Source organism: Nonomuraea wenchangensis (assembly GCF_900111685.1).
Taxonomy (GTDB): Bacteria; Actinomycetota; Actinomycetes; order Streptosporangiales; family Streptosporangiaceae; genus Nonomuraea; species Nonomuraea wenchangensis.
On record NZ_FOHX01000005.1, the window covers coordinates 492,817 to 505,124 of the forward strand.

The 12,308-nt window shown below is 73.7% G+C and carries 14 protein-coding genes; 10 read left to right on the forward strand and 4 right to left on the reverse strand.

What is annotated here, in order from left to right; genetic code table 11:
• The first annotated feature begins 13 nt into the window (after positions 1-13).
• Positions 14-1,330 carry an MFS transporter gene (locus BMW85_RS18105; protein WP_091082576.1) on the forward strand — a complete coding sequence of 439 codons (1,317 nt, stop codon included), beginning with the start codon at positions 14-16 and terminating at the stop codon, positions 1,328-1,330.
• Between the two features lie 83 nt (positions 1,331-1,413).
• Here BMW85_RS18105 and BMW85_RS18110 read toward each other — a convergent pair whose 3' ends face one another.
• Positions 1,414-2,733 (reverse strand): MFS transporter, encoded by a 1,320-nt coding sequence (locus BMW85_RS18110; RefSeq protein ID WP_177240734.1) that lies wholly within the window; start codon positions 2,731-2,733, stop codon positions 1,414-1,416.
• 97 nt (positions 2,734-2,830) lie between these two features.
• Here BMW85_RS18110 and BMW85_RS18115 point away from each other — a divergent pair, with 97 nt between their 5' ends.
• The 8 genes from BMW85_RS18115 (at position 2,831) to BMW85_RS18150 (ending at position 8,210) form a co-directional block, all read left to right on the forward strand.
• Complete coding sequence (locus BMW85_RS18115; protein ID WP_091082579.1) at positions 2,831-3,517, forward strand: GntR family transcriptional regulator; 687 nt, start codon at positions 2,831-2,833, stop codon at positions 3,515-3,517.
• A 10-nt stretch (positions 3,518-3,527) separates the two neighbouring features.
• A complete protein-coding gene (locus tag BMW85_RS18120; RefSeq protein WP_091082954.1) occupies positions 3,528-3,887 on the forward strand; it encodes a DUF2203 domain-containing protein in 360 nt (119 codons plus the stop codon).
• An 80-nt stretch (positions 3,888-3,967) separates the two neighbouring features.
• Complete coding sequence (locus tag BMW85_RS18125) at positions 3,968-4,720, forward strand: SDR family NAD(P)-dependent oxidoreductase (protein ID WP_091082580.1); 753 nt, start codon at positions 3,968-3,970, stop codon at positions 4,718-4,720.
• A gap of 35 nt (positions 4,721-4,755) precedes the next feature.
• Positions 4,756-5,097: an ArsR/SmtB family transcription factor gene (locus BMW85_RS18130; RefSeq protein ID WP_091082582.1), complete on the forward strand. Its 342-nt coding sequence runs from the start codon at positions 4,756-4,758 to the stop codon at positions 5,095-5,097.
• A complete protein-coding gene (locus BMW85_RS18135; RefSeq protein WP_091082583.1) occupies positions 5,090-5,563 on the forward strand; it encodes an SRPBCC family protein in 474 nt (157 codons plus the stop codon). Before BMW85_RS18130 ends, BMW85_RS18135 begins: the two co-directional genes overlap by 8 nt.
• 79 nt (positions 5,564-5,642) lie before the next feature.
• Complete coding sequence (locus BMW85_RS18140) at positions 5,643-6,647, forward strand: hypothetical protein (protein ID WP_091082585.1); 1,005 nt, start codon at positions 5,643-5,645, stop codon at positions 6,645-6,647.
• Positions 6,648-6,652: 5 nt separating this feature from the next.
• Positions 6,653-7,621 (forward strand): hypothetical protein, encoded by a 969-nt coding sequence (locus tag BMW85_RS18145; RefSeq protein ID WP_091082586.1) that lies wholly within the window; start codon positions 6,653-6,655, stop codon positions 7,619-7,621.
• Positions 7,622-7,661: 40 nt separating this feature from the next.
• Positions 7,662-8,210 carry a CGNR zinc finger domain-containing protein gene (locus BMW85_RS18150; protein WP_245774885.1) on the forward strand — a complete coding sequence of 183 codons (549 nt, stop codon included), beginning with the start codon at positions 7,662-7,664 and terminating at the stop codon, positions 8,208-8,210.
• Here BMW85_RS18150 and BMW85_RS18155 read toward each other — a convergent pair.
• Positions 8,202-9,503 (reverse strand): MFS transporter, encoded by a 1,302-nt coding sequence (locus BMW85_RS18155; protein ID WP_091082588.1) that lies wholly within the window; start codon positions 9,501-9,503, stop codon positions 8,202-8,204. The two genes, BMW85_RS18150 and BMW85_RS18155, sit on opposite strands and share 9 nt — an antisense overlap.
• 77 nt (positions 9,504-9,580) lie before the next feature.
• Here BMW85_RS18155 and BMW85_RS18160 point away from each other — a divergent pair, with 77 nt between their 5' ends.
• Complete coding sequence (locus BMW85_RS18160) at positions 9,581-10,210, forward strand: alpha-ketoglutarate-dependent dioxygenase AlkB (protein WP_091082589.1); 630 nt, start codon at positions 9,581-9,583, stop codon at positions 10,208-10,210.
• Between the two features lie 7 nt (positions 10,211-10,217).
• Here BMW85_RS18160 and BMW85_RS18165 read toward each other — a convergent pair whose 3' ends face one another.
• Together BMW85_RS18165 and BMW85_RS18170 are read right to left on the reverse strand one after the other, a co-directional pair.
• Complete coding sequence (locus tag BMW85_RS18165) at positions 10,218-11,285, reverse strand: WD40/YVTN/BNR-like repeat-containing protein (protein WP_091082591.1); 1,068 nt, start codon at positions 11,283-11,285, stop codon at positions 10,218-10,220.
• A 49-nt stretch (positions 11,286-11,334) separates the two neighbouring features.
• Positions 11,335-12,216, reverse strand: a complete 882-nt coding sequence (locus BMW85_RS18170; protein ID WP_091082593.1) for a D-alanyl-D-alanine carboxypeptidase family protein — start codon at positions 12,214-12,216, stop codon at positions 11,335-11,337.
• Positions 12,217-12,308: the final 92 nt, after the last annotated feature.

Consider the following 12,308-nt stretch of genomic DNA (forward strand, 5'->3'; position numbering starts at 1 on the left):
CCGGAGGCCGGGAATGAAGCCGTTCCATGTCCGTTCCAAGCCGTTCTACGTACGTGAGCTGAGCGTCTATCCGGTGGGCCGCCGCCGGATCTTCCTGCTGTCCATCGCGGTGCTGGCGAGCCTGGTCGCCAACTTCGAGACGACGATCGCCACCATCCTGCCGCTGCTCATGCAGGACCTGGACATGTCGCTGACCGTCTACGGCCAGATCGCCGCGCTGTCGGTGCTGGTGGGCGGACTGTCGGCGGGGTTCGGCGGCATCCTGTCCGACCGGTGGGGCCGGGTCACGATCCTGGTGCCCACCCTGACGATCACGGCCGCCTGCAACTTCCTGCTCGCCACCGTGGACAGCGTCGCCGGGCTGTTCTGGGTGCGCTGCCTCATGCTGTTCATCGAGGGCGCGGGCATCACGATCACGGCCTCCCTCGTACGCGACTTCTCGCCCCGCATGGGACGGGCGCAGGCGTTCGCGTTCTGGACGTGGGGACCGGTGGGGGCGTCCTTCCTGGCCTCCGCCATCGCGGGCTTCACGCTCCCGCTGTTCGGCAACTCCTGGCGGTCGCAGGCGATCATCATGGGCGTCGTCTCGCTGAGCCTGTGCGCGATCATCATCTGGAAGATCGCCGAGCCGTCGGCGGCCCTCCGGGCCGAGGTGATGCACCACGAGGCCCAGGCGGGGACCGCGGCCGAGGGCCCGGCCTACCACGCCCGCCTCGCCGAGCTGTTCCGCCACCCGCACCTGTGGGCGCACGTCCTCGGCAACACCGGCTGGCAGGTCCTCTACTGGACGTTCGCGATCTTCGGGCAGACCATACTCAGCGGCGGTTTCGGCATGGACCCGGCCGCCGCCAACCGGGTCGTCGCGCTCGGCATCGTGCTCAACGCCGTCGCGGTGGTCGTCGTCGGCCGGCTGTCCGACCGGCTCCAGCTCCGCAAGCCGTTCATCGCCGCAGGGACCGTGCTGACCGTGGCGGCGCTCGGCTACTTCATCGCGCTGATCGGGCCCGGCGTCCCCGCCGGTCAGGTCACCGCCGTCTACGCGCTGCTCTACCTGTTCATGGGCATCGCGTACGTGCCGTGGATGGCCAACTTCTCCGAGAACGCCGAGGACGTCGAGTCCCGGCTGCAGGGCTCCGCGCTCGGCATCTGGGGCATGGTCGTCCGCGTCATGATCGTGGCGCTGCTGGTGGTCTCGCCCATGGTGGTCGAGGCGTCCGGCTGGCAGACCTGGCTCTGGGTGGCGCTCGCCGGGCAGGTCCTGTTCCTGGCGTCGATGGCGGCGTTCAAGGGACGGTGGCGGGCCCGCGTGCCGGCCGTCTCGTCATCGTGAGGGCACGGCGACCGCCCTTCCGCGCGGGCGGCGTTGGCAGCCGCCGCCCGCGCTCTCGCGGCAGAAGAAAGGAACGGCCGGGGTCAGGCGAGCGGCCCGACCGGCCGCGAGTCGGGCTCCGGCGCGGCGGCGAGGTCCAGGTCGCGGGTCTCCGGCGCGATGGCCAGGCCCACGGCGGTGATGGCCAGGGCGGCGACCACGTAGAGCGACACCGCCACCGTGGTCTGGTAAGCCTCGAAGAGCTGGAGCGCGATGATCGGCGCCAGCGCGCCGCCGACGATCCCGGCCACCTGGTAGCCCATGGACGCGCCGCTGTAGCGCAGCCGGGTGCTGAACAGCTCGGCGATGAAGGCCGCCTGCGGCCCGTACATGGCGGCGTGAGTCACCAGCGCCACCACCGCGGCCAGCGCGATCAGCGGGAACGACCTCGTGTCCAGCAGCGGGAAGAACGCGAACGCCCACACGGCCGCCGCGACGACGCCCGCGAGGTACACCGGCCGCCGCCCCACCCGGTCCGACAGCGCGCCGAACAGCGGGATCAGCGCGAGCTGCAGCGCCGAGCCGATGAGCACGGCGTTCAGCGCGTACGAGCGCGGCAGGCCGAGCTGCCCGGTCAGGTAGACGATGATGTAGGCGGTGAAGGTGTAGAACGCGACGTCCACCCCGATGCGGGCGGTGAAGGCCGACAGCAGGGCGCGCGGGTGCGTGCGCAGCACCTCGACCAGCGGCATCCTCGCCTTGGCCCCGCGCTGCTCGACCTCGGCGAACAGCGGCGACTCGGTGACCTTCAGCCGCACCCACAGGCCGACGAACACCAGCGCCCCCGACAGCAGGAACGGCACCCGCCACCCCCACGACAGGAACGCCGCGTCCGACTGGACGAAGGACAGCAGCGTCAGCAGGCCGGTGGCGAGGACATACCCGGCGGGCACGCCGACCTGCGGCCAGCTCGCGTTGAAGCCGCGCCGCCGCCCGTCGCCGTGCTCCAGCGACATGATCACCGCGCCGCCCCACTCGCCGCCGAGCCCGAGCCCCTGGACGAAGCGCAGCAGCGCCAGCAGGATCGGCGCCGCGACCCCCACGCTCGCGTACCCGGGGAGCACGCCGATGAGGAACGTCGAGACGCCCATCACCAGCAACGTCACCACCAGCACGGTCTTGCGGCCCACCCGGTCGCCGAAGTGGCCGAACACCACCCCGCCGAGCGGCCGGGCCACGAACGCCACCGCGTTGGTGGTCAGCGAGGCCAGCGTCGCGTTGAACGGGTCGAGTGACGGGAAGAACAGCTGCGGGAAGACGAGCGTCGCGGCCGTTGTGTAGAGGAAGAAGTCGTACCACTCCAGCGAGGTGCCTATCAGGCTGGCGAGGATCACCCGCCGGGTCTGTTGAGTGGAGCCTGCCATCCGATTGCTCCTTCATCGTGGGGGAGTCTCCGAAGGGGTTAAATTCAACGTAAGGATCGTTCAACAATTCGACAAGAGTTTTGCTCCATGATTTCCTGTGAAGGTGGACGACCTCGTCGCCGATCTCTCCCAGGACCGCCCGCGCCTGGGGCGCAGCAGCACGGCCGAGCGCGTGGCCGACATCCTGCGCGAGCGCATCAGCGAGGGCTTCTTCCCGCCCGGCCGCCGGCTCTCCGAGGAGGCCATCTCCGAGGCCCTGCGGGTCTCGCGCAACACGCTGCGCGAGGCGTTCCGGCTGCTCGGGCACGAGCGGCTGCTCGACCACCAGCTCAACCGGGGCGTGTTCGTCCGTCTCCCGTCCGTCGAGGACGTGCTCGACCTCTACCGGGTGCGGCGCGTCCTGGAGGGCTCGGCCGTACGCCGGCCGCCGTCGCCGGAGGCCCTCGCGCTGGTCAAGGAGGCCATGCGCGACGCCGAGCGGGCCGCGGCCGAGGACGACTGGCAGCGGGTCGGCACCGCCAACATCCGCTTCCACCAGGCCCTCGTCTCGCTCAACGGCAGCCCCAGGATCGACGAGCTCATGCGCCAGCTCCTGGCCGAGCTGCGGCTGGTCTTCCACGTGATGGACAACCCACGGGCCTTCCACGAGCCGTTCGTGGAGCGCAACCGGGTGCTGCTCGGGCTGGTCGAGTCCGGGCGGCGGGAGGAGGCCGCCGCCTATCTCGACGACTACCTCGACCACGCCGAGAAACTGCTCGTCCACGCCTACGAGCCCAACCGGTAACGTGGGCGCGATGAACCGCCTCTTCACCGTCGACGAGGCCCGCGCCCTGCTGCCGGAGATCATCGACGACGCCGGGCTGGTCATCGCCGCCCGCGCCGACCTCGCCGAGATCGCCCACGACCGGCAGGTGCGCGACCACTCCGAGCTCGGCGGCATTCCCGAGATCAAGGCGCTGGAGGCCCGCATCGAGGACGTCCTCGGCGGATGGGCCGAGCGGGGCATCGAGGTGAAGGGCGTCGCGCCCGTCCTGGTGGACTTCCCCGCGGTGCTCGACGGCGTGTCCGTACGGCTCTGCTGGATCGAGGGCGAGCCGGAGCTGGCCTGGTACCACCGCACCGACCTGGGCTTCGCGGGCCGCCGCCCACTCTGATCCGCCGCCCGTCTTGACGGCGGCGCTCACCGCGTGCCTATATTCAACCTGTTGGTTGATAAACCGAAAGGTTGAATAGCATGCTCCTTCAGGACAGGACCGCGATCGTGTACGGCGCCGGCGGACCGATCGGCGGCGCCGCCGCCCGCGCCTTCGCCCGCGAGGGCGCCCGGGTCGTGCTCGCCGGCCGCACCCGGGCGGCGCTCGACCCGGTGGCCGCCGCCATCGACGCCGCCGGCGGCACGGCCGAGGTCGCCGAGGTGGACGCGCTCGACGAGGCGGCCGTGGACGCCCTCGCGGGCGGGGTCGCCGCCCGGCACGGCCGCCTCGACGTCTCGTTCAACGCCATCGGCGTCGGGGACGTGCAGCAGCCGCTGCTGGAGATCAGCGCCGAGGACTTCGTCCAGCCGGTCGCCACCGCCGTCCGCACGCAGTTCCTCACCACCAGGGCGGCGGTCCGGCACATGATCCCGCAGAGGTCCGGGGTGATCCTCATGTTCGGCGGCGGCGGGCCGCAGACGCAGCCGGGCCTCGGCGGGTTCAAGGTCGCGCTCGACGCCATGGAGGGCGTACGGCGGCAGTGGGCGTGCGAGGCCGGCCCGTACGGCGTCCGCGTCGTCACGATGGTGACCGGCGGCGTCCCCGAGAGCATCCCGGACGGCTACGGCCCCAAGGAGGAGATCGCCGCGTCCATCACCGGGGCCACGCTGCTCGGGCGGGTGGCGACGCTCGCCGACGTGGGGGACGTGGCCGCGTTCGTCGCCTCCGACCGCGCCAGGACCATGACCTCGGCCACCGTGAACATCTCCTGCGGCGCGATCGTCGACCACTGACACAGGGGTCGATGACACCGTGGATCATTGATCTCGTGCCCGACGACCCGCTCAGCCTGACCTTCGCCGCCCTGGCCGACCCGACCCGGCGCGCCATCCTCGCCCGCCTGGCCGAGGGGGAGGCGACGGTCAACGAGCTCGCCGAGCCGTTCGACATGAGCGTCCAGGCCGTCTCCAAGCACCTCAAGGTGCTGGAGCGGGCCGGGCTGATCAGCCGGGGCCGCGACGCCCAGTGGCGTCCGTGCCGGCTGGAGACCGCGCCGCTGGACGGCGCCTCGGAATGGATCCGCCGCTACCGCGACCGGTGGGACGATCGCTTCGACCGCCTCGACCGCGAGATCCGGCGCATGCGACCAGGGAGTGACACCGATGGGTGAGACCGAGTTCGTCATCGAGCCCGGACGGCACGACATCGTCATGATCCGCCACTTCGCCGCGCCCCGGGAGGCCGTCTTCCGGGCCGTCACCGATCCGGAGCTGGTGACCCGGTGGTGGGGGCCGCACTCCCTGGCCACCCGCGTGGACCGCATGGAGGTCCGTCCCGGCGGCCACTGGCGCTACGTCAACATCGACGCCGAGGGCCGCGAGTACGCCTTCCGCGGCGTCTACCACGACGTCGTGGCGCCCGAGCGGTACGTACGGACCTGGCAGTACGAAGGCACCCCCGAGGACGTCGCCCTGGAGACGGTCACCCTGGCGGAGGCGGACGGCGGCACCCGCTACGTCGCCCAGACCGTGCACCAGTCCGTCGAGGCCCGCGACGCCGTCGTACGCGCCGACGCCGCGCGCGGCGGGCGCGAGTCCATGGACCGCCTCGCCGAGCTCCTGGCCGCCCTCCCGTGAACCGACCGGCCGTGGCCGATCCGTGACGAACCTGCCGCCCTCCCGCACTGTCTAAGCGGGTGAGCGAAAGGACCACCCTATGAGGCACCCTTCGGCCACCGCCGCCCTCCTGGCCGCGGCGGTACTCGGCGGAGCGGGTCTCGCGCCCGCCGCCGCCCACGCCGGCACGAGGCCGGCGCCCGTGCGCGCCGCCTGGCTCGCGTCCTGCGTCGATCACAAGCACGACGACAACATCGAACCCTGCGGCCACTGGCGGCTGCTCCTGCGCGACGGCCGGCGGCTGACCGTCCGCGACGCCGCCATCGGCAGGATCGACGCGGCGGGCTACGAGAACCGCGACCAGAGCACGTTCGTCGTCAGCGCCGACGGCCGCGTGATCGCCTACGAACGCGCCCGGGACCACCGCCTCGTCGTCCGCCGCGTCGGCGGCACGGCCACGGTGCTGCCCGCCCGGCTGCGGCCCAAAGGCGTCGGCACCGACGACCTGCAGATCAAGCTGTCGCCCACCGGCGACAAACTGCTCATCGACTACGAGGACGAGCCCGCCCGCCTGCCCACCAAGGTGGTCACCGTCGCGACCGGCGCGGTCGCCGAGCTGCCCGCCCGCGACGACGCGCTCGGCTTCAGCGGCGACGGCGGCGCGGTGCTGGCCTCCCGCTACCGCGCCGACCACACGATGGCGCTGCGGGCGTACCCGCTCGGCGACGGCTCCCCGGCCGCCGGCACCCCGCCCCAGGCCGTCGCCAACGCCATGCTCTACGCCCTCGCCCCTGACGGCAGGACGGTCGCCTGGCTGGTGGCCGCCGACGAGGTCACGAAGCGGCCCGCCCGGGTGCGCCTGTACGACCTCGACACCGGCGACGTCTCCCCGGCCGTGGACCTGTCGCTGGCCCGGGGCGAGTCGCCGTACACGCTTCACTACGCCCCCGACGGGACGCTGCGCGTGATCACCCAGCGCGGCGGCGAGGGGAAAGCGGCGGTGATACGGGTGCTCACCGCCGATCCGCGCGCCGGCGACGTCCGGCAGCTCGACCGCTACACCATCAGCAAGAACGCGTACGCCTACTTCGCGGCGGGGGAGTGACCGGCATGAGAACGACGATCCTCGCGGCCCTCACGGCGGCGGCCCTGGCCTGGCCCGCCGCCCTCCCGGCCCACGCGGCTCCGCACCATGGGGCTGACAGCATCAGGTACGCCTCCATCAAGAGCTGCCCTGCCCCTGACGTGCAGGCCCGGCCGTGCGGCGACTGGCGGCTCGTCCTGCACAGCGGCAAGGTCACCACCCTGCCGGACGCCGAGGGGGTCGCCCGCGACGCCAAGGGCAGGAAGCTGACCTACCTCCCGGCCCCGATCGCGGTGAGCGGCGACGGCCGGAAGGTCGCGTACTTCACCAAGGCGAACCGGCTCGCCGTGCGCACCCTGGGCGGCGGCGTCCGGCTGCTGCCCGGCACGGCGCTGCCCCGCGTGGGCCACGACGCGCTGACGCTGCGGCTCTCGGACGACGGCGCCCGGCTGGCCGTCACCATCGACGGCGACAAGCCGCGGGGGACCCGCGTCTTCGACACCGCCACCGGCGCCCGCATCGGATCCGTCCCGACGGGCCGGAGCGTGCTCGGCTTCAGCTATGACGGCGACGAGCTGCTGGCGAGCGCCGAGGGCGAGGACAACGCCGCCGACCTGGTCGTCCACGACGAGACCGGGGAGGAGCTGCTGCGTGCCACGCCGCCCCAGGTCGTCGCCGCGAACGGGCCGCAGGCGCTGGCCGGCGACGGGCGGACCGTCGCCGCCGTGGTGCAGGGCGGCAAGCCGGAGCTGGTGACGTACGACATGGAGACCGACCAGGTGATCGAGCGCAGGCGGATCGCCCTGCCGCGGGACTCCGTCCAGATGGTGGACTGGACGGGTGACACCCAGGTGACGGTCCACCTGTCCGCCTCCGGCCGGAAGGGCACGGCGATGACCATCGTCAGGATCGACACGGAGACGGGCGCGGTCACCGTCAGGGACCGCTACACCGTGCTGAAGGACAGCTTCGTCTTCGCCGCCTGCGGCGGATGAACGGCTGAGCCGTACGGGCGGGTGGGTCTACGCTGCTGGGGTGCAGGCTCACTCGACCAAGGCCATGGCCGCGCGGGCCGTCGACCTCTGCGTGGCGCTGCTGCACCGGCAGCCCACGATCGAGTCCGTGTCGCGCGTCCTGCGCGAGCACGGCGAGACCGGAGACCTCGGCCTCGGCGAGGCGGACGTCGCCGCCATGCGGGCGGCGGCGGCCCGCCTGCGCGAGGTGCTGGCCGCGCCCGACACCGGGCGGGCGGCCGCCCTGCTCAACCGGCTGCTCGCCGACACCGCCCGCGCGCCCCGGCTGACCGACCACGGGGGCTCGACGAGCTGGCACGTGCACGTGGACGACGCCGACGACGCGCCCTGGGCCGAGTGGTTCCTGGCGTCGTCGGCGATGGCGTTCGCCGTGCTCCTGGCCGACCATCAGCGGGTGCCGGGCGGGCTGTGCGCGTCGGCGAGCTGCCGGCGGCCCTTCCTCGACCTCGGCGGGGGCAGCCCGCGCCGCTTCTGCAGCGCCCGCTGCGCCACCCGCGAGCGCGTCGCCGCCCACCGCTCGCGCGCCGCCTCCCCGGACGGCTCACTCTGATCGGGGGCGGCCTGCCGTCAGCACGGCCACCGCCACCGCCTGGGCCGCCGCGCCCGCCAGCAGGGCCGCCGCGACCGAGTACGCCGCCAGCGGCCCGGCCACCGCGGACCCCACCGCGAACGAGGTGATCTTCAGGCTGGCTCCCGTGGTGAACACCTGGGCGCGCAGCCGCGCGGGCGCCTCGCGGTGGCGTACCGAGAACAGGGCGGTGAGCTGCGGCCCCTCGCCCAGGCCCACAACGCCCGCCGCCACCACCGCGACCCAGTAGGCCCAGGACACCGCCGCCCCGGACGTCGCCGACGTTGCTTCGGACGCGGACGCCGACGCCGACGCCGCGGCGGCGGCCAGTGCCATTCCCGCGCCCGCCACCGCCGTCCCCCGCACGAGCAGGGCGTCCCACCGTCGCGGCCCGCGCCTCCTGGCGACGAGCGCGTTCGCGGCGAGGCCGCACGCGGCGGTGACGGCGAGCAGCAGCGCGCCGGGGCCGGTCGAGCCGGTGAGCCGGGCGCCGAGGACCGGGGCCGACACGACCAGCATGGCCGTCCCCGCGCACGAGACCATCGACCCGGCCGTGGCCCGCAGCAGCGCCGGGTTGCCCAGGATCGCGCCGAACCCCTCCCGCAGCTCCTCGCCGATCCCGCGGCGCGCCCTCACCGCCGCGGGCGGGGTCCGGACGGCGGGCAGAGTCCAGGCGGCGGGCAGGGCGGCGGTCAGCAGGGCGACGCAGACGAGGACGGCGGCCGGCCCCCCGGCGATCACCCCCGCGAGCGCCGGCCCCGCCAGCCCCGCCACGTTGTACGTCATCGCGTCCAGCGCACTCGCCCGCCCCAGCGGGGCCGCACCGGCGTCGGACGCGTCGGACGGGTCCGCCCGGTCCGGCGGGGTGGCTCCGGCGTCGGACGGGTCCGCCCCGTCCTGCCGGGCCGGGCCGGTGACGGAGGGGAGCTGGGCGGTCCAGCCGCCGGTGAGCGCGGGCCCCACGACCCCGGCCGCGACCGCCACCGCGACCAGGGCGGCCTCCGGCAGCCGCCCCAGCCCGGAGACGATGACGAGCAGCCCGCCCGCGTACGCCACGACGCACCCGGCGAGCAGCCGCCCCGGCCGCCGCGCCCGGTCCAGCAGCACCCCGAGCAGCGGCCCGCCCGCCGCGGCGGACACCGTCAGCCCGGCCAGCAGTAAGGACGCCACCACCGGCGACCCGGTCACGGCCAGCCCGGCGATCAGCAGCGCGGGGCCCGACATCTCGTCCGCGGTGCGGGCCGCCGCCGCTCCCGCCAGGTAACGCCATAACATGAAGGAGACGTTACACCGGAAGCCGGTCCCAAAGATCACTCGAAACTGTGTTTGAAGGATCGCGTAGACTGGACGGCATGGAAGTCGCGTTCCAAGCATCTCTGCTGGGCCTCGACGAGGAGCTGGGGCTCGGGCCGCTCGGCGCGTCGGTGCGCCGCACGCACCTCGACCACGGCGCCTGGATCGACCTACGGCCCGGCTGGCTGACGGGCGCCGACACACTGTTCGAGCGCTTGGCCGCCGAGGTGCCCTGGCACGCCGAGCGGCGGCGCATGTACGACCGGTTCGTGGACGTCCCCCGCCTGCTCAAGTTCTACGACGAGGACGAGCCGCTGCCCGACCCGATCCTCGATGAGGCCAGGCGCGCGCTCGACGCCCACTACGGCGCCGAGCTGGGCGAGCCGTTCCGCACGGCCGGCCTGTGCTTCTACCGCGACGGGCGCGACAGCGTGGCCTGGCACGGCGACACGATCGGCAGGGGCAGCACCGAGGACACCATGGTCGCCATCGTCTCGGTCGGCGACCCGCGCCCGCTGCTGCTCCGCCCCCGGGGCGGCGGGACGTCGATCCGCCACGAGCTCGGGCACGGCGACCTCATCGTGATGGGCGGGAGCTGCCAGCGCACCTGGGAGCACGCCATCCCCAAGACGGCCAAGCCCGCGGGGCCGCGCATCAGCATCCAGTTCCGCCCGAGCGGCGTCCGCTGACCCTCGCTCACTCCAGGCGCAGGCGGGCGAGGCGGCCCTGCTCGCCGGAGGCCCAGCAGGAGCCGTCCCGCGCGCACGCCACCGTGTCGAACGAGCCGCCGTTGAACGTCCGCCACGTCCGCCCGCCGTCCCACGTCACGTCACTGCCGCCCGGTCCCACCGCGACCGCCGCGAGCGACGGGAACGGCAGCCACGTCACCCCCGACCGGTAGCCCGACGGCGGCGTCGCGGCCGGACGCCAGGTGATGCCGCCGTCCCTGGTGACCGCCGCGGCGCTCGGCGACTGCTGGTCCGGCCGGTAGTCGCCGCCGACCGCGAGGCCGTGCAGCGGGTCACGGAAGGCGAGCCCGAACACGCCCCGCGCCGGATCCCCGGCCGGCACGGGCGTGTCGGCGACGGTCCACGTCCTGCCCCGGTCGGCCGAGTGGAAGACCCGCGCCCGCCCGGCCCCGCCGGAGGCCAGCCAGGCGTGCCGGCCGCCCGCCGTCACCAGGCACTGCCCGCTCGCCGCGAACCCCGCCTCGCCGGGCAGCGCCTCCGGCATGCCCTCGGCGGGCAGCACCCGCCAGCTCCGGCCGCCGTCCTCGGTGGCGAGGATGCGGAACCTGCCGTCCACGGGGTCGCTCATCGCCAGGCCGTGCCGGTGGTCGAAGAAGGCCAGGCAGTCGTAGAAGGCGCGCGGCTCGTCGTTCCTGAAGGTCTCCGCCCACGTACGCCCGCCGTCCTCGGTGCGGTAGACGCGTGAGTCCGTGCCCTCGCCGATGGACAGCGCGACCGCCGTGCGCGCGTCGAACGCCTCGATGTCGCGGAACTGCAGCTCCGCCGTGCCGGGCGGGGGGACGTTCTGCCAGCTCCGGCCGCCGTCCGTGGTCCGCAGCACGGTGCCCTCCGAGCCGGAGGCCCAGGCCACGTGGCGGCTGACGGGGGACAGGCCGCGCAGGCGCGCGGTCACTCCGGTCTCCTTCAGCTCCCAGGCGAGCTGCGGCAGGTCGTCGGCCGGTGGCGCGAAGGAAGGGGAGCGCGGCGCGAGAACCGTGGCCGCTGACAGCACGCTCAACGCGATGTGAAGCATCATGTCGGGAAAACTAATCGAAAAGGATCATCCCGTCCATGCGGCCAGCAGGTCAGGCGGCGGTACGGGCTGCCCCCCAGGAGAGCAGGGACTCCGCGGTCGAGAAGCGGCGGGCCGAGACGGACTCGCCGAGGATCACGCCCACCAGCGTCTGCCCGTTCTCCTCGCCCGCGAAGGCCAGGCAGTACCCGGCGGCGCGGGTGAAGCCCGTCTTCAGCCCGATCGCGCCCGGCGTGCCCAGCAGCCGGTTGGTGTTGCGCCAGCTGTACGCGCCGTGCTCGGCGGAGGCGTCAAGTCGGTGGTAACGGGTGCCGGCGGCCTGCTTGATCAGCGGGTTGCGCAGCGCCTCGGCGGCGAGGACGGTCTGGTCGCGGGCCGTGGAGTAGCCGTTGCCCCGGGGGCTGGGCAGGCCGTCGGCGTTGACGTACAGGGTGTTGTTCATGCCGAGCTCGCGGGCGGTCGCGTTCATCCTGGCGACGAAGCCGTCCACGCCCGGCCCGTACGTACGCGCCAGCGCGTGCGCCGCGTCGGCCCCCGACGGCAGCATGAGGCCGTAGAGCAGCTCGCCCACGGTGAGGCGGTCGCCCGCCCGCAGGTCGGCGGTGGTGCCGCCGCCGTCCTCCGCGTACGCGACGTCGGCGCGCGAGATCTCGACCACGTCCGTCGGCTTGGCGAGCTTCAGCACCAGGTAGGCCGTCATCGTCTTGGTGAGGCTGGCGATCGGCATCCGCTCCCCGCCGTGGTCGTCGAGGAGCGTCTTGCCGGTGGAGGCGTCGAGCATGTACGCCGCGCGCCCGTACAGCACGGGAGCGTCGAGTGCCGTTTCGGCGACGGTGACAGGGGCGGGCGCGACCGCGTGCGCGGGCGCCACGAGCCCCGTGGCCAGGGCCAGGGCACCGGCCACGGCGGCCATGCGGGCTTTCCGGTTACGCATTACCCCAGGCTGCCGCCTGCTCCGGGATGGACTTGACAACGAATCGGACACGGAGTTCGGAACCGCCGACACCGTCGGCGGTTCCGAACCGG